The organism is Pseudonocardia sp. Ae150A_Ps1 (genome assembly GCF_001932315.1).
Taxonomy (GTDB): domain Bacteria; phylum Actinomycetota; class Actinomycetes; order Mycobacteriales; family Pseudonocardiaceae; genus Pseudonocardia.
This window is the reverse complement of sequence record NZ_MCIJ01000001.1, coordinates 4,101,916-4,127,512: the sequence shown is the minus strand read 5'-3', so window position 1 is coordinate 4,127,512 and position 25,597 is coordinate 4,101,916. Positions and strand designations below refer to the sequence as shown.

Genomic DNA, 25,597 nt, shown 5'->3' with positions numbered 1-25,597 from the left:
GCGCGGGCGTCGCTCAGTCGCGCTGGTGGCTGCTGCGGTGCATCTCGGCGATCGCGGCCTGCAGCGGGTCGCGGTCGGTGCCGTGTGCCTCCCACAGCATCCACGGCCGGGTGCCGCCCTGGTAGGCGGCCTCGAGCGCGTTGCGCTCCTTGACCGTGTCGGCCGGCTGCCAGAACCCGCGGTGCCGGTACGCTGACATGCGGCCCTTGCGGGCCAGCGGGGCGCAGACGTCGCCGATCAGGTCGCAGTCCTTCTCGAGGAAGTCGAACACCTCGGGCCGGAACATGAGGTAGCCGCCGTTCTCCCAGAGCGGCATCTCCTGGAGCGTGGTGATCGAGTCGAGCGTGCCGTCGTCGGACACGTCGACGCAGTGGAAGGCCGACTGCGGCGGCACGGCCATCAGCTGGCCGACGGCGTCGGAGCGGGTGAACTGCTCGACCATCGTGTCCAGCGGGGCGTCGGTGAGGACGTCGGCGTAGTTCGCGTGGAACATCTCGTCGTCCTGGACGAGGGCCTTGACCCGGCGCAGCCGCTCACCGATCGGCGAGTCCAGGCCGGTGTGGACGAACGTGATGTTCCAGTCCTGGATGTCGCTGCCCATGAGCTCGACCTCGCCCTGGTGCAGGACGAAGTCGTTGGACTCGGTCTCGTCGTAGTTGAGGAAGTAGTTCTTGATGTGGTGCGCGCCGTAGCCCAGGCACAGGACGAAGTCCGTGTGCCCGAAGTGGGCGTAGTAGCGCATCACGTGCCAGATCAGCGGGCGCGGGCCCACCGGGTGCATCGGCTTCGGGAGATCGGACGCGCCGTCGCGCATCCGCATGCCGTAACCACCACAGAACAGGACGACCTTCACGGCGTCACACCACCTCGAGCGACGGGATCGGGAAGACCAGCGTGCCGCCCCACTCGTGCACGTAGGACAGCTGCTCGGTCAGCTCGGTGCGCAGGTTCCAGGGCAGGACGAGCACGTGGTCGGGGCGGTCCTGCGCGATCCGCTCCGGGGCGTGGATCGGGATCCGGGTGCCCGGCGTCAGCCGGCCGTGCTTGTACGGGTTCCGGTCCACCGTGTACTCGAGCAGGTCCGGCCGGATCCCGCAGTAGTTCAGCAGGGTGTTCCCCTTGCCCGGCGCGCCGTAGGCGACGACCCGCTTGCCCCGGCGGCGGGCGTCGACGAGGAAGGACACCAGGTCGTCGCGGATGGTGGAGACGGCCTCCGAGAACCCGTCGTGGCCCTCCGGGGTGTGCAGGCCGGCGGCCTCCTCGGCCGCGAGCACCTCGCGCACTCGCTCCGACGGCTCGCCCGCGACGTCGGCGGGACGCGCCCACATGCGGATCGAGCCGCCGTGGGTGTCGAGCAGCTCGACGTCGACCAGGGTCAGACCGCCCGCGGCGAGCGCCCGCTGCCCGGTGAGCAGCGTGTAGTACTGGAAGTGCTCGTGGTAGATCGTGTCGAACTGCTTGCGCTCGACCAGCGTGAGCAGGTGCTGGACCTCGATCGAGACCCAGCCGTCGTCGGCGACCATGGCGCGGAGGCCCTGCGCGAAGCCGACGACGTCGGGGATGTGGGCGAACACGTTGTTCCCGCACACCAGGTCCGCCGGGCCGTGCTCGGCGCGGACCCGGGCGCCGGTCTCCGGGGTGAGGAACGCGGTGAGCGTCGGGACACCCTTGTCGCAGGCCGCCTCGCCGACGTTGACGCTCGGCTCCACACCGAGGCAGCGGATGTCGCGGGCGACGACGTGCTGCAGCAGGTAGCCGTCGTTCGAGGCGACCTCGACGACGAACGAGCCGGTGCCGAGTCCCGCGCGGACGACGGCGGAGTCCACGAAACGACGGGCGTGCTCCACCCAGGACGAGCTGAACGACGAGAAGTACGCGTACTCCTCGAACGTCTCCTCCGGAGAGATCTCCGGCGGCAGCTGGGCCAGCAGGCAGGAGTTGCAGACCCGCACGTGCAGCGGGTACGTCGTCTCCGGACGCTCGGCCGTCTCGGCGGTCAGGAACAGCTCGCACGGCGGTGTCGCGCCGAGGTCGCAGAAGCTGCGCAGGTCCGTCGAACCGCACAGACGGCACGTGACGGTGGTGCCGGACAGTTGCGACGTCACCGGCTCGCCCACCTCACTGGAAGCATCCGTGTTCAGCACGGACGGAAGTCTGTCAACTCGACGCGCGGGCACCGCGCCCGGGGTCACATCGCCCGATAGTGGGTGTTTGTCCGTGAGATGGAGCATCGCAAAGCAACCGTCGGGCGAGGTGCGCCGCGGGGGCCCGGAAGCGGCCGTGCCACGATGAACCGCACGATCCACCGTGGTGTAACGGCAGCACCTCGGATTTTGGTTCCGATGGTCCAGGTTCGAATCCTGGCGGTGGAGCACGCACGACGACGCGGGCGCGGGAGCCCGGCGTGGCCGTCCGGGTGGTGCGGCTCCGGCGTCCGGCCGAGCCGCGGTCGCCCTCCCGGGTACGGCGCCCCGACCTGCGGGATCTCCGGGTCCCCCCGAGCGCCCGCCGCCGCACGGACGTTGCCCGACAGCGCCGATCGCGACACCATGGCTGCGGAGCCGTCAGGTGGGACGTCGCCGGCAGGAGGCCGGTCCGGACGGTTCGGCCCTGGCAGGCCCGCGGGCTGCCACCTTCATGACCGGACCGGAGCCCGGCCGGATCGCCACGGACGTCGTCGCCCGCCGGCTGCGGCTGTCGCGGACGGATCGCGGTAGCCCGATCTCACCGAGATCGACCCGACCGAGCACGGCATCGAGGGGAACATGTGATGACTCCGTCACCGCCCGTGCCGGCGCCGCCGGAACGGGAACGGCCGCTGATCGAGGCGTTCGTCCGGCTCGCCGACACCCTGGTCGACGACTACGACGTGATCGAGCTCTTCGAACGGTTGTGCTCGGACTGCGTCACCCTGCTCCGGGCCGACGCCGCGGGCCTGGTCCTGACGGACCAGCGGGGTGCGCTGCAGGCCGTCTCCGCGTCCACCGAGGTCGCCGCGCTGCTCGAGCGGTTCCAGATCGACACCGACCAGGGCCCGTGCCTGGAGTCCTTCCGCAGCAGCGCCCTGGTGCGCGCCCCGGACCTCGGCGGCGACCCCCGGTGGCCGGCCTTCGGCGGTCGCGCGGTGGCCTCCGGGTTCCGGGCCGTCCACGCGCTCCCGATGCGCTGGCGCGGCAGCACGATCGGCGCCCTCAACCTGTTCCACCACGCCCCGACGGCCATGCCCGCGGGCGACCTGGCCGTCGGGCAGGCGCTGGCCGACGTCGCCACGATCGGCATCCTGTCCGACCGGGCGTCCCGGGAGCGGGACCTGCTGACCGAGCAGCTGCAGGCCGCCCTGACCAGCCGGGTGGTCATCGAGCAGGCCAAGGGTGTGCTGGCCGAGCGCGGCGGTATCGGCATGGACGAGGCGTTCGGCCGGTTGCGGGCGTACGCCCGTTCCACCAGCACCCGGCTCTCGGACGTGGCGCGCGGCGTCGTCGAGGGCACCCTCGACACCGCGACGATGACGCCGTCCGAGGGGACCGCCTGACGCTCTGCCGCAGGGCCGCCGCCCCCGCCGTTCAGGGCGTGAACCCACGAAAGGGGGTACCGGGCGCCGCCTCCGCGGAGCAGTATTTTCCGACCCGCCCCGGACCCCGGCGGCTGTAGGACACAGTCGACGAGCGCGCCCGGAACCGGACCGGTACCCCGTGCGCGGACACGGAGGGACCCGTGCGGCGGACACCCGTGCAGATCCTCGCGGCGGAGCCACACCCCGCGCCGGTACCCCCTGCCGGGAAGGACCGGACACCGCTCCCCGCCGGCACCGGACCGCCCCGCCTCCCGAGCCGCTCGTAGCGGACCGGCGACGACGACCGCCCAGGAGCGGCGTCGCCGCCACCGCGGTCACCGGAGACGACCAGGGAGAACGCATGCACGGGTCGCACCCACCACTCGACCCCGCCACGGACCACCTCCAGCGCCGCAGGCTCCGCAGGCTCCCCCGGCCGCGGGACGCGGCGGCGCACGTCCTGCGCCGCATCCCCGTACCGGGGCGCAGACCCCCCGGACACGACGACGATCCCGGCCCGGAGCCGGACGCCCGGCGGTCCGCGGAGCCCGGCCCGGCGACCTACCTGCTGGTCCACGACCGGATGGCGGACTCCGGTCACGTGCACGAACGCGGCTGGGAGCTGCAGGCGTGGAACGGCCGGGTGCGGAGCTGGTCGATCACGCTGGCCGCGCGCGGCGCCGGGCACGGGGCACCGGCCCGGGTCGCGCAGGCCGTGGCCGTCCGGGTGCTGGGCGAGCGCGACGTCGTCGTGCGGGCCTGGCACCCCTGCGGCGCCGACCACGTGCCGGTCTTCCTCGCCGGGGTCGGGCCCGCAGGGCGGCGGGCGGTCCCCGGCCCGGGGGCCCGGCGGTGACCGGCACGGCGTCCCGGCCCTCGCCGACGGGCGACACCCTCGCCCGGCCCGTCCTCGTGGTCGACACCCACGAGCTCGTGGGCACCGCGCTCGCGATGGAGCTGCAGTCGGCGGGCGAGCGGGCCGCGTTCTACCCGCCCCGGTCCCTCGAGACCGTGCGGCGGCTGACCCGGCACGGCGAGGGGATCGTCGTGCTCGAGCTCGACCTGGGGCACGCCGAGTTCGGGAACCGGATCGACGTCGCGACGCTGATCCCCGACCTGACGGCGGCGGGCTGGCGGGTCATCGTGCTGACCGGCAGCTCGGACGCCGTGCGGATCGGGGCGGCGCTCGACGCGGGCGGCTACCTCTGGGTGTCCAAGCGCGAGCCGCTGAAGGCGCTGCTGGAGGCCGTCCAGCAGGCCCGGAACGGCCGGAGCCCGCTGTCGTCGGCCCGCCGGGAGGACCTCGTCCGGCACTTCCTGACCCACCGGAACCGGGCCCTCCAGGACGACGCCCGCCTCGCCACGCTGACCCCCCGCGAGCACCAGGTCCTCGCCATGCTCGCGGCGGGCCACCGGGCCCGGACGATCGCGGACACCCTGGTCGTCTCGCTCGCCACGGTCCGCACGCAGATCGGCTCGATCCGGACGAAGCTGCAGGTCACCTCGCAGCTCGAGGCGGTGGCGGTGTACTCCCGCGCCCGCAAACGCAGCCGCGAGTGGTCCGGCACGTGACCGGACCCGCCGAGATGCGGCTCAGCGTCGTCCGGTGATCGACGAATCGCGCTGAGCCGCATCTCGGCGAGGGTGTGCTCCGGGCTCAGCCCTCGAGTGCGGCGTCCAGGTCGATCCGGACGCCGGTCAGCGCCTTCGAGACCGGGCAGCCGTCCTTGGCGGCGCGGGCCGCCTGCTGGAACCCGTCGTCGTCGAGGCCGGTGACCTCGCCGCGGACCTTCAGCGTGATGCCGGTGAGCATGAAGCCACCGTTGTCCTTGTCCGGCCCGAGCGAGACGTCCGCGGACACCTCGAGCGACTCGGGCGTCCCGCCGGCCTCGGCCACGTTCGCCGACAGCTGCATCGCGAAGCAGGCCGAGTGCGCCGCGGCGATCAGCTCCTCGGGCGAGGTGTTGCCGTTCGCCTCCTCGGCGGAGCGCTTCGGGAAGCTGACCTCGTAGGTGCCGATCTTCGAGCTGCTCAGCTCGACCTGACCGGAACCCTCCTCGAGCGTGCCGTTCCAGGCGGTGCGAGCGCTGCGGGTGGGCATCGTGCCTCCAGGCGGATCGGAATCAGTTGTGCACAACCGGATGGCCCGGCCGCGCTTCCGTCCACTCCGTTCCCGGTGGCCGTCGCGCCGAAACGCGCCGGGCCACCGGGCGGCAGGTCACTCCCGGATCTCGACCCGGTCGCCCACCTGGAGCGCCCCGAACCAGCGCTCGGCGTTCGCCCGGTCCAGGCGCACGCAGCCCGCCGACGGCGAGTCCACGTTGCCCTCGTGGAAGGCGATCCCGCCCGGTGCGAAAAACACCGCGAACGGCATCGGCGCGTTGTCGAACTCCGCGCTGCGGTGGTCCCGGTTCTTCCACTCGACCTGGAAGGTGCCGAGCGGGGTCGACTGCCCCTGCCCGCCCGGCGCCGCGGGCACCGGGCCGACCTCGATCCGCCCGTCCTTGATCAGCCAGGCCTTCCGGCCGGCGCGGTCGACGCACGCGCGCGCCTCGGTGCTGCACGGGGTGCCCTCGGTGCGACCCTCGGCCCGGGCGTCCGAGCCGCCGTCACCGCCACCCTCGCCGCCGCCGTCCTGCGACGACCCGCGCCCGCGGTCACCGTGATCGTCCGGGCCCTCCGGCGGCGCGGCCGACGCCGTCCCGACCAGCCCGGCGAGCAGCACGCCGAGCGCCAGGGCCACCACTGTGGCCAGGACCGTCACCACGCGGGAACGCCGGCGACGTCCCCCGACCTCGCGCGTCATCGCACTCCTGTCGTCACTCCGGTCACGGCCCGGACTCCGGCCGCGTGCCCGGTTGAACGACACCTCGCGGCGGCGGTTACCACCCGAAGGTTTGATCTTCGACGAGGCCACCCGAACGGGGTGTGCCGGTCACCGTGGGTAGGACGCGGCGCCCCTCCCGTGAGGGGCCGGGGACGTCCCGGCCGGGCCCCGTACGATTCCCTTCCGTCACGGCGGGCCGGTCCACGCCGACCCCCTGTCGTGTGGCTGAGCGCACGGGCCGCCCGGACGGGCGGCGGTGGACCCCAGCAGGAGGAACCGAACATGCCCGACCCCCATCAGGGCGACGACGGGGGACCGACCGACCCCGCCCGCGCCGCGGTCGCCGCGGGGGTGGTCCTCGCCGCAGGCGCCGGCTCCCGGATGCGCTCGGCGACCCCCAAGGTCCTGCACCCCCTCGGCGGCAGGCCCATGCTCGGGCACGCGCTGCACGCCGTGGCGGGTGTCCGGCCGGAGCACCTGGTGGTCGTCGTGGGGCACCAGCGCGAGCGGGTCGCCGGTGCCGTCACCGGGTTCTCCGGGGAACTCGGCCGCGAGGTCGCGACCGCCGTGCAGGAGCGGATGCTCGGCACCGGCGACGCGGTGCGCTGCAGCCTGACCGCGCTGCCGGCGGACCTGACCGGCACCGTGCTGGTGACCTACGGCGACGTCCCGCTGCTCGACTCCGCGACGCTGTCGTCGCTGGTGACCGAGCACGAGCGGCACGCGGCGGCCGTGACCCTGCTGACCGCCGAGCCCGCCGATCCCACCGGGTACGGGCGGATCGTGCGCGACGGCCCGGCCGGTGCGGTGACGGCGATCGTCGAGCACTCGGACGCCGGGCCGGAGCAGCGGGCCATCGGCGAGGTCAACTCCGGGGTCTACGCCTTCGACGCGCAGTTCCTGCGCGCGGGCGTCACGGGGCTCGCCGCGCACAACGAGCAGCAGGAGCTGTACCTGACCGACCTGGTCGAGAGCGCCGTCGCCGGCGGGCGGACGGTGCACGCCGTCCGCTGCGACGACGAGTGGCTGCTGCGCGGCGTCAACGACCGGGTGCAGCTGGCAGAGCTGCGGGCCGAGCTGAACCGCCGGGTGCTGCGCGGCTGGATGCTCGCCGGCGTCACCGTCGTCGACCCGGCCACGACGTGGGTGGACGTCCAGGTAGAGCTGGGGACCGACGTCGTCCTGCACCCGGGGACGCAGCTGCACGGCGCGTGCACCGTCGGCGAGGGAGCCGAGATCGGCCCGGACACCACGCTGACCGCCTGCGCGGTCGGGGCCGGCGCGACGGTCGTCCGGACCCACGGCTCGGACTCCGAGATCGGCGAGGGCGCCTCGGTCGGCCCGTTCGCGTACCTGCGCCCGCACGCCCGGCTCGGCGCGCGGGGCAAGATCGGCACCTTCGTCGAGGTCAAGAACGCCGACATCGGCGCGGGCAGCAAGGTGCCGCACCTGACCTACGTCGGGGACGCGTCGATCGGCGAGATGAGCAACATCGGCGCCTCGTCGGTGTTCGTGAACTACGACGGCGTCCGCAAGCAGCGGACGACGATCGGTTCGCACGTCCGGACCGGCTCCGACACCATGTTCATCGCCCCGGTCACGGTCGGGGACGGCGCCTACACCGGAGCCGGGACGGTGCTCCGGTCGAACGTCCCGCCGGGGGCGCTCGCGGTGTCGGGTGGGACACAGCGCACCATCGAGGGGTGGGTGACCCGCAAGCGCCCGGGCACCCCGGCCGCCGAGGCGGCCGAACGGGCGGGCTCCGGCCCGGCCGGCGACGGCACATCCGGCGGCGTCGACCACGACGCCGGGAACAACAGCGACAACAGAGACCTCAGCCGAGGAGGCACCGCACGGTGAGCGCGATCGCAGGCACGCCGAAGAAGAACATGATGCTCTTCTCGGGGAGGGCGCACCCGGAGCTGGCCGACCACGTGGCCAAGGAGCTCGACGTCACGGTCACTCCGCAGTCGGCGTACTCCTTCGCCAACGGAGAGATCTTCTGCCGCTTCGAGGAGTCGGTCCGCGGCAGCGACGCGTTCGTGATCCAGGCGCACTCCGCCCCGATCAACGACGCGATCATGGAGCAGCTGATCATGGTCGACGCGCTCAAGCGCGGTTCGGCCAAGCGGATCACCGCCGTCATGCCGTTCTGGGGCTACGCCCGCCAGGACAAGAAGCACCGCGGCCGCGAGCCCATCTCGGCCCGGCTCGTCGCGGACATGTTCAAGACCGCCGGTGCCGACCGGATCCTGACCGTGGACCTGCACACCTCGCAGATCCAGGGCTTCTTCGACGGCCCGGTGGACCACCTGTTCGCGCTGCCCGTGCTGGCGCAGCACATCAAGGACACCCGGCCCGACGAGAACTTCGCGGTCGTCTCGCCCGACTCGGGTCGCGTGCGGCTCGCCGAGCGCTGGGCCGACACCCTCGGCGGGACCCCGCTGGCGTTCATCCACAAGACCCGCGACCCGCTGAAGCCGAACGAGGCGGTCGCGAACCGGGTCGTCGGCGAGATCGAGGGCCGCTGCTGCGTGGTCATCGACGACATGATCGACACCGGTGGCACGGTGGCGAAGGCGGTCGAGGTGCTGCTGAAGGAGGGCGCGACCAAGGTCGTCGTCGCGGCGACGCACGGCGTGCTCTCCGGCCCGGCCACCGAGCGCCTCGCCAACTGCGGCGCCGACGAGGTGATCTTCACCGACTCGCTGCCGATCCCGGCCGAGAAGCGCTTCGACAAGATGACCGTCCTGCCGATCGCGCCGCTGCTGGCCGAGGCGATCCACCAGGTCTTCGAGGACGGCTCGGTGACCAGCCTGTTCGACGGCAACGCCTGACCGACGCCTGATCCCGGCGGTCCCCGGACGGCGCTCCACCTTCGTGGTGGGGCGCCGTTCGCCGTTGCGGGCGGGGGCCCGGACGTGTAGTGGAGGGCGTCGCGTAGACTTCCGCCATCTCCGCGGCGAGGGCGGGTGCACCTTGACCCGCCGTGATCGACGTGAACCGATCCCGGTCGGCTCCTCGCCGCGCGCCTCCATCCGCAGCAGATCTACGAGGAGCACGGACCCGTGGCCCAGACCCGCATCCCCGCCGAGAACCGCACCGAGTTCGGCAAGGGCGCAGCCCGCCGCACCCGCCGTGCCGGCAAGATCCCCGCCGTCCTCTACGGGCACGGCACCGACCCGGTGCACCTGTCGCTGCCGTCGCTGGAGTTCGCGGCCGTCGTCCGTGACCAGGGCCGCAACGCCGTGCTCGAGCTGGACGTCGACGGCAGCAAGCCGCAGCTCGCGCTGACCAAGACCGTGGTCGTGCACCCGCTGCGCCCCTACATCGAGCACGTCGACCTCCTCGTCATCAAGCGGGGCGAGAAGGTCGAGGTCGAGCTGGACGTCGTCGTCACCGGCGACGCCGCCCCGGGCTCGCTGGTCACCCAGGACCTGAACACCGTCCTGGTCGAGGCCGACGCGCTGAACATCCCGGAGAACATCGAGGTCTCCGTGGAGGAGGCCGAGATCGGCACCCAGTACTACGCGAAGGACCTGCGCCTGCCGAACGGCGTCGAGCTGCGCACCGACGAGGAGTACCTCGTCGTGCAGGTCGTCCCGGCCCCGACCGAGGAGGACCTGGAGGCCGAGATCGACACCGAGGGTGCCGGTGTCGTCGAGGACCCGTCCGACGACGAGGAGGCCGCCGGCGAGTCGGCCGAGGCGTCCGAGTCCTCCGAGGGCTCGGACGAGTCCTCCGAGGGCGACTCCGACAAGTGAGTGCGGTGCCGGGTCCCGCGCTCGTCGTCGGGCTCGGGAACCCGGGCCCGGAGTACGAGGGGACCCGGCACAACGTCGGTACCCGCGTCGCCGCCCTGCTGGCGGCGCGGGCCGGCGCCGGCCGGTTCTCGGTCCACAAGCGGTCGAACTCCGACGTGGCCCAGGGCCGGCTGGCCGGCCGTCCGGTGACCGTGGCCGTCCCCCGGACGTACATGAACCTCTCGGGCGGTCCGGTCACCGGGCTCGTGAAGTACTTCTCGGTCCCGCCGACCGAGGTGATCGTGATCCACGACGAGCTGGACCTCGACTTCGGCGTCGTCCGGCTCAAGCGGGGCGACGGCGAGGGCGGGCACAACGGCCTGCGCTCGATCAGCCGCTCGCTGGGGACGAAGGACTACCTGCGGGTCCGGTTCGGCATCGGCAGGCCGCCGGGTCGTCAGGACCCGGCGGACTACGTGCTCAAGCGGTTCTCGGGCGCCGAGAACAAGGAGCTCGACCTGGGGCTGGACCTGGCCGCCGACGCCGCCGAGGCGCTGCTGTCCGACGGCCTGGAGCGGGCCCAGAACCGCTTCCACCCGCTCTCGGGCTGACCCCCTGACCCCGCGGGGTCAGCGCGGGGCGGTCAGCAGGTCGGCGGTGGCGGCGCGGCGGAGCTTGCCCGACGGCGTCTTCGGCAGGCTCCCCGGCGCCAGCACCGCGACCTCGGCGGGCCGGACCCCGACCGCGGACACCACCCGGCGGACGACGTCCGCGCGGATCGCCTTCACGGCGTCGTCGGTGTCGGCGCCCTTCGCCTCCACCGCGACGGCGAACGACTCGCGGTGCCGGCCCTCGGCCGCCGCGATCCGCACCGCGACGACGTTGCCCGCGCGGACCCCGTCGGCCTCCCCCGCCGCACGCTCGATGTCGGTCGGGTAGATGTTGCGGCCGCCCATGATGATCACGTCCTTGGTGCGGCCGCAGACCACGACGGCGCCGCCGTCGGTCAGGTAGCCCTCGTCGCCGGTGTCGAACCACCCGTCGGCGTCCTGTGTGGACAGCGGGCCGTCGACGGTGAGGTAGCCGGGCGTCACGGCGGCACCGCGCAGGTGCAGCACGCCGACCTCGCGCGGCCCCAGGTCCGCTCCCCCGGAGCCGACGACCTTCACCTCGATGCCGGGCAGCGGCGGTCCGAGCTCCGGGAACCCCCGGGCCGGGGCGGTACCGGCCGGCGTCGCGCGGCGGTGCGCCTCGAGCTCCTCCGCGTCGACCCGGTCCACCGCGAGACCGGTGTGGACCGGTGCGAACGCCACCCCGAGGGCGGTCTCCGCCATCCCGTAGGCGCACAGCACCGACTCGGGACGCAGCCCGAACCGGGCACCGGCCGCGGTGAACGCCTCGACCGCCGCGGGATCGACGGGCTCGGCACCGTTGAGCGCGATCCGCAGCGAGGACAGATCGAGCTCGCCGTCGTCGACCCGGGCGAGCTGGCGGGCCAGCACCGCGTAGGCGAAGTTCGGGGCGGCGGTGACCGTGCCGCCGTAGCGCGAGATCAGCTCGGCCCACAGCCGTGGCCTGCCGAGGAAGTCGGCCGGGGTCACGGTGACGAGATCCAGGCCGACCGTCATCGGGACGGTCAGGAACCCGACCATCCCCATGTCGTGGAACAGCGGCAGCCACGACACCATCCGGTCGGTCGCCACGTCGAGCTGCGACGCGGTCACCATCGAGCCGATGTTCGCGTGCAGGTTCCCGTGGGTGATCCGCACGGCCTTCGGCGCGGCCGTCGACCCGCTGGTCAGCTGCAGCAGCGCGGTGTCGCCCTCGTCGGCGACGTCCGCGGCGGCGGTGAAGGCGTCCGGGTCGCCGTCGAGCGAGTCGAGTGTCCGGAACGCGACCCCCTGCTCGGTCAGCACCGGCGCCAGCGCGTCGAACGGCGGCCCCAGCAGGACCATGGCCGCGTCGACCATCTTGAGCGTGGTGACGGTGTCCTCGGCCCAGACCGCCAGGTCGGTGCGGGGGGTCGGCTGGTGCAGCATCGTCACGCTGCCCCCGCACAGCCAGACCGCCTGCGCCGCGGGGGCGATCTCCGCGGGCTCGCCCGCCAGCACCCCGACCGCACCGCCGAACGGCAGTGCGGGCTCGCCCGACGCGCCGGGCCGCCGCAGCGCGTCCGCGGACGCCAGGGCCGCCCGGTGCACCTCGGCCCAGCTCCGGCGGACCGGCTCGCGCGGCTCACCCGTCGTCATCCCGCGGGCGTCCCGATCGGGACCGGTCGCGGACTCCAGCATCATCGCCAGGAAGCGGGACATGGGCCCGACACTAGCGACGAATCACCCGTCCCCGCCGCGAAGATCGGTGACCGGCGGACCCGGACGGCCGCGGGCGTAGCATCCGGCGCCATGGGCGAGCAGCAGATCGGCACCCCTCCCACGGAGCTCTCCTCGGCGGTCGACGCGGTCCTGCCGGGAGCGCGCACCGACCTGGAGGCGCTGGTCCGCATCCCGAGCATCTGGGCCGACCCGGCGCACGCCGAGGACACCCGGCGCTCCGCCGACGCGGTCGCCGCACTCGCCCGCGACGCCGGCGCCTCGGAGGTGCGGGTCCTCGCCGCCGACGGCGGGGCACCGGCCGTCGTCGCGCACTGGCCCGCGCCCGAGGGCATGCCGACGGTGATGCTCTACGCCCACCACGACGTCCAGCCGACCGGCGGCGACGACAACTGGACCAGCCCGCCGTTCGAGCCGACCGAGCGGGACGGCCGGCTCTACGGCCGCGGCGCCGCCGACGACAAGGCCGGCGTCATGACCCACCTGGCGGTGCTTCGCGCCTACGACGGCCGGCCACCGGTCGGCGTGACGCTGTTCGTCGAGGGCGAGGAGGAGTCCGGCTCGCCGACGCTGTCCGCGCTGCTGGCCGAGCACCACGCCGCGCTCGCCGCCGACGTCATCGTGATCGCCGACGCCGCGAACCCGGCCGTCGACGTCCCGGCGCTGACCACCAGCCTGCGCGGTCTCGTCGACGTCGTCGTCGAGGTGTCGGTGCTGGAGCGGCCGGTCCACTCCGGCGTCTACGGCGGTCCGATCGGGGACGCGCTCACCGTGCTCTGCCGGACGCTCGCCACGCTGCACGACGACAAGGGCGAGGTCGCCGTCCCCGGCCTGGTGCGCAGCAGCTCGGACGCCCCCGACCCGGACGAGGCCACCTACCGCGCCGACGCCGGCCTGCTCGACGGCGTCGAGCTGCTGGGGACCGGCAGCATCCCGGACCGGGTCAACCTCTCCCCCGCCGTCGCGGTGCTCGGCATCGACGCGCCGAAGGTCGCCGAGGCGTCCAACGTGCTCCTCCCCCGTGCCCGGGCGATGGTCAGCATGCGGCTCGCACCCGGGCAGGACGCGGCCGAGGCCCAGCGGGCGCTCGCGGAGCACCTGGAGCAGAACGTGCCGTGGGGCGCGCAGGTGGCCGTGACGCCCGGGGCCGGGGTCGCCGAGCCGTTCAGCCTGTCCTCCACCGGTGCCGTGTACGACCACGCCCGGGCGGCGTTCTCCGCGGCGTTCGGGAACGCCGCGGTCGAGGCCGGCATCGGCGGCTCGATCCCCTTCATCGCCGAGTTCGCGCGGACCTTCCCCGGAGCGGCCGTGCTGGTCACCGGCGTCGGCGACCCGGCGAGCCGCTGGCACGGGATCGACGAGAGCCTGCACCTGGGCATGTTCGGCCGCGGGGTGCTGGCCGAGGCGTTGCTGCTGCGGCGGCTCTCCGGGACGGGCTGACCGCAGCCGGCGGAATGCGGCGGGCCCGGACCGGGTACCACTGCACCATGAAGTTCGGCATCGCGACGTTCGTGACCGACGAGGGCATCCGCCCCGGCCCCCTGGGCGCGGCCCTCGAGGAGCGCGGGTTCGACTCGGTGTGGCTCGCCGAGCACTCGCACATCCCGACCAGCCGGGAGTCCCCGTACCCGGGCGGCGGGGACCTGCCCCGGGTCTACTACCGCACGCTCGACCCGTTCGTCACGCTCGCCGCGATGGCGGAGACCACGACGGACCTGTTGCTGGGCACCGGCATCGCGCTCATGCCGCAGCGCGACGTGATCCACACGGCGAAGCAGTCGGCGAGCGTGGACCTGGTCTCCGGCGGGCGGCTGCTGTTCGGCGTCGGGGCCGGATGGAACCGCGAGGAGATGCGCAACCACGGCGTCGACCCGACGAGGCGCGGCAAGCTGATGACCGAGCAGCTGCACGCCCTGAAGGCGCTGTGGACCGAGGACGAGGCCGAGTTCCACGGCGACCACGTCGACATCGAGCGGTCGTACTGCTGGCCGAAGCCGGTCCGTTCCCCGCACCCGCCGATCTACCTGGGTGGGGAGAGCGATGCGGCGCTGACCCGGCTCGCCGAGGTCGGCGACGGCTGGCTGCCGCGGGGCCACGCGTCCTTCGACGAGATCAAGCAGGTGCGGGCGGATCTCGCCGGACGCGGCAAGCCGGACATCCCGACCACGGTGTTCGGGGCGCCCGCCGACCCGGACGTGGTCGCGGGCTACGCCGACGCGGGGGTCGAGCGGGTGACGTTCATGCTCCCGACGCGGCCCGAGAAGGAGACCCTGACGACGCTCGACGAGCTCGCGGAGGTGGCGGCGAAGGCCCGCTGATCCCCGTCCGGCGGACGGGGCCGGTCACCGTCGGCGGAGACGAGAAAACCGGCCCCGCCGTCGTCCCCCGACGGACGGCGGCGGGACCGGCTCGTCCCCCTCGTCACGACGACGCTCCCCAGCCCGTCGTGGCGTGGTCACGACGCTAGCCGGTCACCGGGGGCCCCCGGATCAGCCGAACTACGGATTTCCAACCGGATTCCCTCCTACTTCGGTAGGAGAGGTCCGGTAGGAGAGCGGCCTCAGCCCTCGGCCCGCTCGGCGGCCTCGAGCCACTCGATCTCGACGGACTCCCGCTCGGCGACGACGTCCCGGAGCTCCCGGTCGAGCTCCTGCAGACGCGCCGGATCGGTCGCCGCCTCGGCCAGCTGGGCGTGCAGCTTCTCCTCGCGCTTCGTGAGCTGGTCCATGCGGCGTTCGAGGCGCTGGGCGTCCTTGCGGGCGGTGCGCTGGGCCGCCGCGTCGACCTTCGGCGCCGCGGGCCGGGCCGCCGTCGCACCCGGGGTCGCCGCGGTGGCCGCCGGACCCGCCGTGATCCGGTCCGCCGACGCGCGCCGGGCGAGGTACTCGCCGATGCCGCCGGGCAGGTGGGTCAGCGTGCCGTCGCCGAACAGCGCGACCACCTGGTCGCAGACCCGCTCGGTCAGGTACCGGTCGTGGCTGACGACGACGAGCGTCCCCGGCCAGCCGTCGAGCAGGTCCTCCAGCCCGGCGAGCGTGTCGACGTCCAGGTCGTTCGTGGGCTCGTCGAGCAGCAGCACGTTCGGCTCGTCCATCAGCAGCCTCGTGAGCTGCAGCCGTCGGCGCTCGCCGCCGGACAGGCGTCCGACGGGGGTCCACTGCCGCGATGCGGGGAACCCGAGCCGCTCCAGGACCTGCGACGCCGTCATCTCCTGCTTCCCGAGCCGCACGTACTTGGCGACGGCCTCGGTCGCCTCCAGCACGCGCATCTCCGGCGGCAGGTCGACGAGCTCCTGGGTCAGCTGCGCCATCTTCACGGTGCTGCCCTGCACCCGCCGTCCGGCGTCGAGCTCACGGTCCCCGGACAGGGCCCGCAGCAGCGTCGTCTTGCCGGAGCCGTTGACGCCGACGATGCCGACCCGGTCGCCCGGACCGAGCCGCCAGGTGACCCGGTCGAGCAGGGTGCGGCCGGCGATCGCGACGGTCGCGTCCTCCAGCTCCAGCACGGTGCGCCCGAGCCGGTTGGTCGCGAACTGCATCAGCTCGACGGTGTCGCGGGGCGCCGGGACGTCGGCGATCAGCGCCTCGGCCGACTCGATCCGGTACCGCGGCTTCGACGTCCGCGCGGGCGGCCCGCGACGGAGCCAGGCCAGCTCCTTGCGGGCGAGGTTGCGGCGGCGCTGCTCGGCCGCGTCGGCCTGCCGGGAGCGCTCGGCCCGCGCGTAGATCCAGTCGGCGTAGCCGCCGGTGTAGGACTCGACCCGGCCGTTCGCGACCTCCCAGGTGCGGGTGCAGACGGTGTCGAGGAACCAGCGGTCGTGCGTGACGACGACGAGCGCGATCCGCCGCTCGGTCAGGTGCCGGGCGAGCCAGCCGATGCCCTCGACGTCGAGGTGGTTGGTCGGTTCGTCGAGCACGACGAGATCGAGGTCGCCGACCAGTGCCGCGGCCAGCGCGATCCGCCGCTTCTCCCCGCCGGAGAGGCCCTCGGTGGGCCGGTCGAGCGCGTCGGCGCCGGCGCCCTTCGGGGTGATACCGAGACCGTCGAGCACGTCACGCACCCGGGGGTCGGCCGCCCACTCGTGGTCGGCGCCGTAGCCGGCGAGCACGATGTCGCGCACCGTGGAGCCGGCCGGGAAGCGGTCGTGCTGCACCAGGTGCGCCATCCGCAGCCCACCGACGCGGCTGACGCGCCCGCCCTCGACCGGTCGCTCGTCGGTGATGACGTCGAGCAGCGTGGACTTGCCGCCACCGTTGAGGCCGACGACGCCGATCCGGTCGCCGCGCTCGACGCCCAGCGACACGCCGTCGAGCAGCACGCGCGACGCGTCACCGGGCACGTGCGCGGTGACGTTCTCCAGGTTGAGCAGGTTCTCGGGCATTCAGCTCTCTTGGTCCGTCATGCGCGTGCCGGGGGCCAGGCGCCCGAGGACGCCGGTCCGCCGCGCTCGGGCGGGGGTTCGTTCTCGTCGACGACGCGGGCGCCGCCGACCGGTCCGTGGGCGACCCGGACGGTGCGGCACACGCCCATCCCGGCCAGCTCCGTGGCGACCTCGACGGCCGCGTCGGCGTCGGCGCAGAGGAACGCGCACGTCGGCCCGGACCCGGACACCAGCCCGGCCAGCGCGCCCGCGTTGACCCCGGCGCGCAACGTGCGGCGCAGGTCGGGCGCCATGGAGACCGCGGCGGCCTGCAGGTCGTTGCCCAGGTTCAGCGCGAGCCGGTTGGGGTCCCCCGAGGAGAGCGCCTCGAGCACCGGCTCGACCGGACGCTCGGTGATCTCGCCGTCGCCGCGCAGCCGGTCGAGCTCGCCGAACACCGCCGGTGTGGACAGCCCACCCCGCGCCAGCGCGATCACCCAGTGCAGGCGGTGCCGGGCCAGCACCGGGATGATCAGCTCACCGCGCCCGGTACCGAGCGCGGTGCCGCCGTGCAGCCCGAACGTGACGTCCGATCCCAGCTCGGCGGCCAGCGTGGACAGCTCGTCGCGGCCCAGCTCCATCCGCCACAGCGCGGCGAGCGCGACGAGCGCCCCGGCCGCGTCGGCGGAGCCGCCCGCCATCCCGCCGGCGACGGGGATGCCCTTGCGCAGGGTCACCCGCACGTCCGGGTCACGGTCGGCCTTCTGTGCCAGCAGCTCGACGGCCCGCCAGGCCAGGTTGGTGGCGTCCAACGGGACCTCGGCGACGCCGTCGCCGTGCACCTCCAGTGCCGGCTCGTCGGCGGGCTGCACCGACACCTCGTCGAAGAGGCTCACCGCGTGGAAGACGGTCACGAGGTCGTGGAAGCCGTCCGGCCGCACCCCGCCGACGGCGAGGTGCAGGTTGATCTTCGCGGGGACCCGGACGGTGACCGGTCGCGGAACGGCGGACAGCACCGTTCAACCCTACGGCCCGGGGCCGGGACCCGTCGTCGCCCGTCCCGATGCGTGGGCGGGCTCACCAGCGCTCCGGGCGCCGCGCCGTGGGCGCCCGGCTCGGCCCGCCCCGCCCCGGCCCGGCCCGGCTCGGCTCGGCTCGGCGCGGCTCGGCTCGGCTCGGCTCGGCTCGGCTCGGCTCGGCTCGGCTCGGCTCGGCGCGGCGCGGCGCGGAGGCATAACGGGGCGGCACCACCGCCGCGGCGACGTCGGCTGTCCGTCCGGCCGGGGAGGGGTTCCGGAAAGTCGCTGCGTGAGGAAGCGATTCGGCAGAAGAGGAAGGTCACCGCGACGGCCGCACCGTGTCCTCGCGTCCTCGCGTCCTCGCGTCCTCGCGTCCTCGCGTCCCGGCGGCCCGGCGGCCCGGCGGCCCGACGTCCGCGTCCCGGCGGTCCGGTGTCCGGTGCCGGAGTCCCGACGCCGCGTCGGCTCCGTCTGCCCGCCGGGTCGGAGTGGGGTTCCGGAAAATCGCTGCCTTGGGAAGCGATCCGGCAGAAGGCACGGTGGCCGCGACGGCCGCACCGGTCTTCGCGTCCCGGCATCCGGACGTCCGCATCCCGGTGCCCCGGTGCCCCGGTGTCCCGGTGTCCCGGTGTCCCGGTGTCCCGGTGTCCCGGTGTCCCGGTGTCCCGGTGTCCCGGTGTCCCGGTGTCCCGGTGTCCCGGTGTCCCGGTGTCCCGGCCGGATCATCCGCCCGGCGACTCCCTCGGTGCGGACGACGCAGCGGCCGCGGGCTCGCCGGCGCCGGGGCGCTGCGCGAGCAGGTGGCGGGGCGTCGCGAAGCAGGCGACGGCGACCAGCCCGACCACGAGGACGCCTGCGGGCAGCAGCACCGACTGCGCCATCGCCACGGCGAACGGCTCCCGCACCGCCTCGGGGAGCGGACCACCGGCGACGGCCGTCTCCGGCGAGCCCCCGGACCCGCCGTCGGCCCCGGGGACCAGGGCGGCGATGCGGGCCTCCATCAGCACCGCGATCCCGGCGCTGCCCAGCACCGCGCCGACCTGCCGGGTGGCGTTGTAGATCCCCGATCCCGACCCGGCCTGGTCCATCGGCAGGTTCCGGGTGGCGCTCGTCGAGATCGGTGCCCACACGCACGAGTTGGAGATGCCGAGCAGCGCGATCGGCAGCACCAGCTGCCAGACCGGGGTGTCCGGGCCCATCGCCAGCGCGAGCCACAGCAGCCCGGCGACGAACGTCGCCATCCCGAACCCGCCGATCAACCGCGGATGGATCCGGTCGGTGAGCCGCCCGGTCCACGGCGCGAGCCCGCCGGACAGGATCGCCAGCGGCGCCAGCAGCAGCGCCGCCTCGGTGGGGGTGAACCCGCGCACGCTCTGCGCGTAGATCATCAGCGGGAAGCCCTGCGCGGTGATCGCGAAGCCGACGGTGCAGATCGCGATGTTGGCCAGCGAGAAGTTGCGGTCCCGGAACAGCTGGAGCGCGACGAGCGGCTCGGACCGCGTCCGGGACTGCCACCGCACGAACACGACGAGGATCCCGGCGCCGACGAGGATGGACGTCCACACCAGCGGGCTCCAGTCGTACTTCTGGCCCTCCTGGATCCCGAACACCAGCAGGAACATCCCGGCCGCCGACAGCACGACGCCGACCAGGTCGAACCGTCGCCGGGAGGTCGGCAGCGACGGCACCAGCCGCCACACGGCGACGAACGCGACGACGCCGAACGGCACGTTGACGAAGAAGATCCACTCCCAGCCGAGACCGCCGACCAGCAGCCCGCCGAGGATCGGCCCGGCCAGCGTCGCGACCCCGGCGACGGCACCCCACAGGCTCATCGCCCGGCCACGCTGGGCCGCCGGGAACGTGCGGGTGATCACCGACATCGTCTGCGGGGTCATCAGCGAGGCGCCGAGGCCCTGCGCGACCCGCGCGACGATCAGGCCGCCGACGGTCGTCGTGAGCCCGCACCACAGCGACGCGAGCGTGAACACGGCGAGCCCGGCCAGGTACACGTGCTTCGGGCCGAACCGGTCCCCGAGCCGGCCGGTGATCAGGAGCGGGACGGCGTAGGCCAGCAGGTAGGCGCTGGTCACCCAGATCACGGAGTTGACGTCCGCGCCGAACGCGGCCAGCAGCGCCGGCGTCGCGACGGTCACGATCGTCGCGTCGACCAGGATCATGAAGAACCCGATGACCAGGGCCCACAACGCCGGCCACGGGCTCGTCCCGTCCGTGCCGACCACTCGCCCGCTCGCCCGTGTCACCCCGACATGATGCGGCCCGCCGCGTCCGTCGCTCCGGTCACCCCCACGTACCGGTGCGGGTCAGCGGTGCGCGGCGACGGCGGCGAAGTCGGTCACCGACAGGCGCTCGGCGCGCGTGGTCGGGTCGATCCCGGCCGCCCGCAACGCGGTCTCGGCCGCCGCCGGGGATCCCGCCCAGCCGGCGAGTGCCCCGCGCAGGGCCTTGCGGCGCTGGGCGAACGCAGCCTCGATCACCGCGAAGGTCGCGGCCCGGTCCGCACCGGACGGCGGGTCGTGCCGGGTGAAGGCGAGCAGTCCGGAGTCGACACCGGGAACCGGCCAGAACACCGCCCGCGGGACGGGACCGGCGCGGCGGGCGTCGGCGTACCAGGCGAGCTTGGCGCTGGGGGCGCCGTACTGCCGGGAGCCGGGGCCGGCGGCGAGCCGGTCGGCGACCTCGGCCTGCACCATGACCAGCCCGCGCTCGAGGCTCGGCAGCTCGGCGAGCAGGTGCAGGATCACCGGGACCGCGACGTTGTACGGCAGGTTCGCCACGATCGCAGTGGGATCCGCAGGCCGGGCCCCGCCCGCGTCGGCGGCGAGCTCGGCGGCGGAGACCCGCATCGCGTCGGCGCCGGTGACGGTGAGCCGGTCGGCGAGACCGGGTGCCCGCTCGGCGACCGTCTCCGGGAGCAGCTCCGCGAGCACCGGGTCGATCTCGATCACGTGCACGCGGGCGGCCACCGGGAGCAGTGCCAGGGTCAGCGACCCGAGCCCGGGCCCGACCTCCAGCACGACGTCGTCGGCGCCGACACCGGCCGACTTCACGATCCGGCGGACGGTGTTCGCGTCGTGCACGAAGTTCTGGCCGAGCTTCTTGGTGGGTCGCAGCCCGAGCCGGTCGGCCAGCACCCGGACGTCGGCGGGGCCCAGCAGCCGGGCGGTCCCGTTCTCGCTCACGCGCCCATTCTCGCCGGGACGGCGGACGGGCGGCCCGCCGGGATCAGCTCAGGCCGAGCTTGGACGAGCAGGACGGCCAGGCGCTGTAGCCGCCACGGTCGTCCTTCACCTTCTCGGCGACCGAGATCTGCTCCTCGCGGCTGGCCTGGTCCGCGGTCGGGGCGTACTGGTCGCCGCCGTAGGACTGCCAGGTCTGCTTGTCGAACTGCAGGCCGCCCTGGTAGCCGTTGCCGGTGTCGGTCGACCAGTCGCCGCCGGACTCGCACTTCGCGAGCTTGTCCCAGGTGGCGCCGTTCGAGACGGCGGGCGCGGCGGACTTCGCCTTCTCGACGATCTCCTCGGCCTTCTTCTTGGTGCCGACCTTCACGACCCGCGGCGTGGCCGGGGTGTCCTGGCCGGCACCGATCCGGTCGCGGGCGACCTCGCGGCCCTTGTCGTAGGTGACCCGCCAGATCACGCTGCGCTCGCCCTCACGGCCCGGGTCGACGACGGTGCGCGTGCCCTCCTCCAGGGACGGGTCCTGCACCTCCTGCTCGGGGACCGGGAGCTTCTGCGACTCGACGATCTGGGCGTCGACGATGTCCGCCCCGGACGTCGGCGCCGCGACCGGCGCGAACGACGTCGACGGGGAGGCCTGACGCTCCAGCGACATCGACGCGGTGCCGAGGTCGGTCGCGTTCGACGCGAGGTCGGCGCGCAGCGACTGTGTCGCGTCGCCCGGCTCCGGCGCCATCACGGCGACGGCCAGGCCGGCGGTCGGCACCGAGAACAGCGCGGCCGCGGCGACGGTGCGGACGCCCGTCTTCGACGGGCCGCCGCGGTGCCTGCCCTCGTAGCTGATGTACCCGGCCTCGTCGCCGGAGAGCCCGGCGGGCGCGGCGGCACCACCGGACAGGGGAAGGGGACGCGTGACGTCGTCGTCGGGGGTCGGAACAACGCTGCACTCGAACATGACTTCCCGTGGGCTCGGCTGTCCGGGACAAGGCCATGACCTGCGGAGACGACGACCGGCGCGGTACCGGGGAGCGGAACCTCTGCTGGGGAGCGGACCGGTCGTCGTCCCGCGGGTCGGGGGAGCGACCCCGTCCCGGCGGGTACGGCCGACGACGTTAGCGGACCGTGACCGGACCGAGGCCATCGGACACGGGACCGGCGACGAGCGGCCCGTGATCGACGCCGAGTGACGAGGACCCCGACCTCCGCTGCGTTGGGCGGTGTTATTCGGTTGCGTCCAGCCGAAAGATCCGTTCGGCGTTGCGTCGTGCCGACTCGGCGACCCGGGCTTCCGTCTCCCCGCGGGTCGCCGCGATCCCGCGGACGGTCCAGGGCAGGACGTACGGCTCGTTCGCCCGCCCGCGGTGCGGGTGCGGGGTGAGGAACGGGGCGTCGGTCTCCACCAGGTAGCGGTCGTCGGGCACGAGCGCCGCCGCGGCGCGCAGCTCGTCGTTGCGCTTGAAGGTGACGGGCCCCGCGAACGACAGGACGTACCCGGCGTCGACGCACTCGCGGGCCATCGCCGCGTCGCCGGAGAAGCAGTGGAAGACGACGTCGTCGGGGGCACCCTCCTCGCGGAGGATCCGCAGGACGTCGTCGTGCGCGTCCCGGTCGTGGATCATCAGCGGCTTGCCGGTGCGCTTGGCGAGGCCGATGTGCCAGCGGAAGGCGTCCTGCTGGGCCGACGGCGGCGCGTGGTCCCAGTAGTAGTCCAGGCCGGTCTCGCCGATGGCGACCACCCGGTCGTCGGCGGCGAGCCGCTCGATCTCGGCGAGATCGGCGCCGGACACCGACGCCGTACGGGTGGGGTGCAGCGCCACCGCCGCCCACACCCGGTCGTCGGCGTGCGCCGCCCCGACCGCCCAGCGGGCCGCGACGAGGTCGTCGGCGATCGTCACCACCCCGGCGACACCGGTCGCCGCCGCCCGGTCCAGGGCGGCGACGACGTCGGCGTCGGTCTCGCAGCCGCACGCGTCGAGGTGCGTGTGCGAGTCGATCGTCGGTGCCGCGAGCGGCTCCGGCGGATCCGGGCGGGGACGGCGGCCGTGCGGGCCCTGGGTCTCCGACGGCGCGCTCACTGCTGGATCGGTGCCCACTCCGGACCGGTCTCCCCCAGCTCCGGCGGGAGCTTGGCGAAGATCGGCGTCGGCTTGGCCAGCGGACGGCCGACCTCGACCGGGGTGGACCCCCAGTGCGCCTGCTCGGCCGCGTAGTCCCCGGTCAGGATCGGGTACGACGGCCCGTCGCCGAGGTCGTCGACCTCCTGGCGCTCCGGCTGCGCGGCCCACACCCCGGCACCACCCAGCGCCTCGTGCACCTTCTGGGCCGAGTGCGGCAGGAACGGGGTGAGCAGGGTGTTGGCGTCCTGCACGACCTGCAGCGCCGTGTGCAGGATCGTGTCCCGGCGCTCCGGGTCGTCCTTGCGCTTCCACGGCTCCTGGTCGGACAGGTACCGGTTCGCCGCGGTGACGACCCGCATCGCCTCGCCGGCGGCCTGCTTGAACCGGTTCCGGGCGAGCAGCCCGCCGACCGTGTCGAACCCGGCCCGCGAGACCGCGAGCAGCTCGGCGTCGGCCTGCTGCGGGGCCGTCGGCGCCGGGATCGCACCGACGTTCTTGTGCGCCATCGAGACCGACCGGTTGACGAGGTTGCCCCACTCGTTGGCCAGCTCGAAGTTCACCCGGCGGACGAACTCGTCCCAGGTGAAGTCGACGTCCTGGTTCTCCGGACCGGCGACGGCGATGTGGTACCGCAGCGCGTCCGGCCCGAACTCGCGGAGGAAGTCACCGACGTAGATCACGGTGCCGCGCGAGGTGGAGAACTTGGAGCCGAGCATCGTCAGGTACTCCGAGGACACGACCTCGCTGGGCAGGTCGAGCTTCCCGTAGCGCCCCGGGTCGCCCCCGCGGTCGCCCTGCCCGTTGTGCCCGAGCAGGATCGCCGGCCACATCACCGAGTGGAAGGTGATGTTGTCCTTGCCCATGAAGTAGAAGGCCTGGGCCTCGGGGTCGGTCCACCACTGCTTCCAGGCGTCCGGGTCGGGACCGCGGCGGGCCCACTCGACCGACGCGGACAGGTAGCCGATGACAGCGTCGAACCAGACGTAGATCTTCTTCATCGGGTTGTCCGACCAGCCGTCCAGCGGCACCGGGACGCCCCACTCCAGGTCCCGCGTGATCGCGCGCGGCTTCAGGTTCTCGGCCAGGTTCGCCGAGAACTTCAGCACGTTCGGCCGCCAGTCGGTGCGGGTCGACAGCCACGACCCGAGCGCCTCGGAGAACGCGGGCAGGTCGAGGAAGAAGTGCTCCGTCTCGACGAACGACGGGGTCTCCCCGTTGATCTTCGAGCGGGGGTTCTTGAGGTCGGCCGGGTCGAGCTGGTTGCCGCAGTTGTCGCACTGGTCGCCGCGGGCGCCGTCGTAGCCGCAGATCGGGCAGGTGCCCTCGATGTAGCGGTCCGGCAGGGTGCGCCCGGTCGACGGGCTGATCGCGGCGAGCTGGGTCCGCGGCACGATGTACCCGTTCTTGTACAGCGCCGTGAACATGTGCTGCACGACCTCGTAGTGGTTCGAGGTCGTGGTGCGGGTGAACAGGTCGTAGCTCAGGCCGAGGCCCTGCAGGTCCCGGGTGATCACGTCATTGTACTTGTCGGCCAGCTGCCGCGGGGTGAGCCCCTCGGCGTCGGCCTGCACCTGGATCGGTGTGCCGTGCTCGTCGGTGCCGGAGACCATCAGCACCCGGTCCCCCGCCATCCGCCGGTACCGGGCGAAGACGTCGGAGGGCACACCGAACCCGGACACGTGGCCGATGTGCCGGGGGCCGTTGGCGTAGGGCCACGCCACGGCGGTCAGCACGGCTTTGCTCATGCCCTCCAGCGTATTCACCGGGGCCACCGCCTTCCGCGGCGGCACGGCCCGGCGGTGTGTCCGACCGTGTGTGTCCGCTGTGGAAACGGCCCCGCACCGGACCCGCGGTGCCATGATGACGGTCATGGACCGTGCCGAACAGGACCGCGAGGGGCTCCTCGACGCGGCCCTCCAGCAGTGGGTGGACGGCGGCTGGCCCGCCGTCGACCCGGTCGCCGCGGCCGCGCGGGCGGGGCTGCCCGGGACGGCCGCCGCGGAGTTCCCGACCGGCGCCGACCTGGTGTGCGCGGTGTTCGACGCGATCGTGGACGAGCGCGCCGCGGCCATGCTGCAGGCGGCGGCGTCCGCCCCGACCCCCGTCCACCGGTTCCGGGCCGTGATGGCGGCGATGCTCGACGACGTCGCCCGCGACCCGCGACGGGTCGTCGTGCTGGCCGACGCGTTCGGGTGCCCGCCGCTGGTCGCCCGGCGGCGCAGCGCGAACCGCGGGTTCGGCGAGCTGATGGCCGCGCAGCCGATCGACACCCGGGTCGGGCCCGACGACCTCCGCCTGGCCGGGCACTTCGTGATGGGCGGGATCGCCGAGATCGTCCTCGCCTGGCTCGACCCGGCCAGCCCGGTGGACCGGGAGCGGGCCGTCGACCACGGGGCGCGGCTGATGGAGGCGTGCGCCACCGCGCACTGAGCGCTCCCGCCCTTCCGG

General features: G+C 73.9%; 22 protein-coding genes and 1 tRNA gene. 11 read left to right on the top strand and 12 right to left on the bottom strand.

From position 1 onward, the window contains the following. Positions 1-13: 13 nt before the first annotated feature. Both Ae150APs1_RS19350 and Ae150APs1_RS19345 read right to left on the bottom strand, forming a co-directional pair. Complete coding sequence (locus Ae150APs1_RS19350; protein ID WP_075299442.1) at positions 14-853, bottom strand: sugar phosphate nucleotidyltransferase; 840 nt, start codon at positions 851-853, stop codon at positions 14-16. 4 nt (positions 854-857) lie between these two features. Further along, positions 858-2,093, bottom strand: coding sequence for a class I SAM-dependent methyltransferase (locus tag Ae150APs1_RS19345; RefSeq protein WP_075302293.1), 1,236 nt, complete (start codon positions 2,091-2,093; stop codon positions 858-860). A 208-nt stretch (positions 2,094-2,301) separates the two neighbouring features. On the opposite strand from Ae150APs1_RS19345, the gene Ae150APs1_RS19340 reads away from it, so the two are divergent. The 4 genes from Ae150APs1_RS19340 to Ae150APs1_RS19325 all read left to right on the top strand — a co-directional run bounded on the left by Ae150APs1_RS19340 (position 2,302) and on the right by Ae150APs1_RS19325 (position 5,125). After that, positions 2,302-2,372 (top strand) — tRNA-Gln (locus tag Ae150APs1_RS19340). A 398-nt stretch (positions 2,373-2,770) separates the two neighbouring features. Further along, positions 2,771-3,532, top strand: coding sequence for a GAF and ANTAR domain-containing protein (locus Ae150APs1_RS19335; protein ID WP_060574001.1), 762 nt, complete (start codon positions 2,771-2,773; stop codon positions 3,530-3,532). 382 nt (positions 3,533-3,914) lie between these two features. Next, positions 3,915-4,409, top strand: coding sequence for a hypothetical protein (locus Ae150APs1_RS19330; RefSeq protein ID WP_075299440.1), 495 nt, complete (start codon positions 3,915-3,917; stop codon positions 4,407-4,409). Beyond that, positions 4,406-5,125, top strand: coding sequence for a response regulator transcription factor (locus Ae150APs1_RS19325; RefSeq protein WP_075299438.1), 720 nt, complete (start codon positions 4,406-4,408; stop codon positions 5,123-5,125). The genes Ae150APs1_RS19330 and Ae150APs1_RS19325 overlap by 4 nt, the downstream gene beginning before the upstream one ends. A gap of 85 nt (positions 5,126-5,210) precedes the next feature. Here the strand turns inward: Ae150APs1_RS19325 and Ae150APs1_RS19320 are convergent, their stop codons facing one another. Further along, complete coding sequence (locus Ae150APs1_RS19320) at positions 5,211-5,654, bottom strand: OsmC family peroxiredoxin (RefSeq protein ID WP_075299436.1); 444 nt, start codon at positions 5,652-5,654, stop codon at positions 5,211-5,213. A gap of 117 nt (positions 5,655-5,771) precedes the next feature. Beyond that, the gene (locus Ae150APs1_RS19315; RefSeq protein ID WP_060633598.1) at positions 5,772-6,359 is read right to left on the bottom strand and encodes a L,D-transpeptidase; all 588 of its coding nucleotides are present in this window, start codon (positions 6,357-6,359) and stop codon (positions 5,772-5,774) included. Between the two features lie 303 nt (positions 6,360-6,662). On the opposite strand from Ae150APs1_RS19315, the gene glmU reads away from it, so the two are divergent. The 4 genes from glmU (at position 6,663) to pth (ending at position 10,734) form a co-directional block, all read left to right on the top strand. Then, a complete protein-coding gene (gene glmU, locus Ae150APs1_RS19310; RefSeq protein WP_256385596.1) occupies positions 6,663-8,240 on the top strand; it encodes a bifunctional UDP-N-acetylglucosamine diphosphorylase/glucosamine-1-phosphate N-acetyltransferase GlmU in 1,578 nt (525 codons plus the stop codon). Further along, entirely contained in the window at positions 8,237-9,217 is a 981-nt protein-coding gene (locus Ae150APs1_RS19305) for a ribose-phosphate diphosphokinase (RefSeq protein ID WP_010232607.1), read from the top strand. Before glmU ends, Ae150APs1_RS19305 begins: the two co-directional genes overlap by 4 nt. A 231-nt stretch (positions 9,218-9,448) precedes the next feature. Further along, positions 9,449-10,144, top strand: coding sequence for a 50S ribosomal protein L25/general stress protein Ctc (locus tag Ae150APs1_RS19300; protein ID WP_010232609.1), 696 nt, complete (start codon positions 9,449-9,451; stop codon positions 10,142-10,144). Next, positions 10,141-10,734, top strand: coding sequence for an aminoacyl-tRNA hydrolase (gene pth / locus Ae150APs1_RS19295; RefSeq protein ID WP_075299432.1), 594 nt, complete (start codon positions 10,141-10,143; stop codon positions 10,732-10,734). Before Ae150APs1_RS19300 ends, pth begins: the two co-directional genes overlap by 4 nt. Positions 10,735-10,752: 18 nt before the next feature. Here the strand turns inward: pth and Ae150APs1_RS19290 are convergent, their stop codons facing one another. After that, a complete protein-coding gene (locus Ae150APs1_RS19290; RefSeq protein ID WP_075299430.1) occupies positions 10,753-12,435 on the bottom strand; it encodes a fatty acyl-AMP ligase in 1,683 nt (560 codons plus the stop codon). A 90-nt stretch (positions 12,436-12,525) separates the two neighbouring features. Between Ae150APs1_RS19290 and Ae150APs1_RS19285 the strand changes: the two genes are divergently transcribed. Together Ae150APs1_RS19285 and Ae150APs1_RS19280 are read left to right on the top strand one after the other, a co-directional pair. Further along, positions 12,526-13,893 carry a M20/M25/M40 family metallo-hydrolase gene (locus Ae150APs1_RS19285; protein WP_060574009.1) on the top strand — a complete coding sequence of 456 codons (1,368 nt, stop codon included), beginning with the start codon at positions 12,526-12,528 and terminating at the stop codon, positions 13,891-13,893. Between the two features lie 47 nt (positions 13,894-13,940). Beyond that, a complete protein-coding gene (locus Ae150APs1_RS19280) occupies positions 13,941-14,771 on the top strand; it encodes an LLM class F420-dependent oxidoreductase (RefSeq protein WP_075302292.1) in 831 nt (276 codons plus the stop codon). A gap of 242 nt (positions 14,772-15,013) precedes the next feature. Here the strand turns inward: Ae150APs1_RS19280 and Ae150APs1_RS19275 are convergent, their stop codons facing one another. The 7 genes from Ae150APs1_RS19275 to metG all read right to left on the bottom strand — a co-directional run bounded on the left by Ae150APs1_RS19275 (position 15,014) and on the right by metG (position 24,894). Continuing rightward, positions 15,014-16,834 carry an ABC-F family ATP-binding cassette domain-containing protein gene (locus tag Ae150APs1_RS19275; RefSeq protein WP_010225904.1) on the bottom strand — a complete coding sequence of 607 codons (1,821 nt, stop codon included), beginning with the start codon at positions 16,832-16,834 and terminating at the stop codon, positions 15,014-15,016. 17 nt (positions 16,835-16,851) lie between these two features. Beyond that, a complete protein-coding gene (locus Ae150APs1_RS19270) occupies positions 16,852-17,829 on the bottom strand; it encodes a 4-(cytidine 5'-diphospho)-2-C-methyl-D-erythritol kinase (RefSeq protein ID WP_075299428.1) in 978 nt (325 codons plus the stop codon). A gap of 725 nt (positions 17,830-18,554) precedes the next feature. Continuing rightward, the gene (locus Ae150APs1_RS19260) at positions 18,555-20,096 is read right to left on the bottom strand and encodes a DHA2 family efflux MFS transporter permease subunit (RefSeq protein WP_256385595.1); all 1,542 of its coding nucleotides are present in this window, start codon (positions 20,094-20,096) and stop codon (positions 18,555-18,557) included. A 60-nt stretch (positions 20,097-20,156) separates the two neighbouring features. Next, positions 20,157-21,035 (bottom strand): 16S rRNA (adenine(1518)-N(6)/adenine(1519)-N(6))-dimethyltransferase RsmA, encoded by an 879-nt coding sequence (rsmA, locus tag Ae150APs1_RS19255; RefSeq protein ID WP_075299422.1) that lies wholly within the window; start codon positions 21,033-21,035, stop codon positions 20,157-20,159. 43 nt (positions 21,036-21,078) lie between these two features. Next, positions 21,079-21,987 carry a transglycosylase family protein gene (locus tag Ae150APs1_RS34365; RefSeq protein WP_075299419.1) on the bottom strand — a complete coding sequence of 303 codons (909 nt, stop codon included), beginning with the start codon at positions 21,985-21,987 and terminating at the stop codon, positions 21,079-21,081. Between the two features lie 265 nt (positions 21,988-22,252). Continuing rightward, entirely contained in the window at positions 22,253-23,107 is an 855-nt protein-coding gene (locus Ae150APs1_RS19245; RefSeq protein ID WP_060574015.1) for a TatD family hydrolase, read from the bottom strand. Next, complete coding sequence (metG, locus tag Ae150APs1_RS19240) at positions 23,104-24,894, bottom strand: methionine--tRNA ligase (protein WP_075299417.1); 1,791 nt, start codon at positions 24,892-24,894, stop codon at positions 23,104-23,106. Before metG ends, Ae150APs1_RS19245 begins: the two co-directional genes overlap by 4 nt. A gap of 124 nt (positions 24,895-25,018) precedes the next feature. Here metG and Ae150APs1_RS19235 point away from each other — a divergent pair, with 124 nt between their 5' ends. After that, complete coding sequence (locus tag Ae150APs1_RS19235; protein ID WP_139316984.1) at positions 25,019-25,579, top strand: hypothetical protein; 561 nt, start codon at positions 25,019-25,021, stop codon at positions 25,577-25,579. Positions 25,580-25,597: the final 18 nt, after the last annotated feature.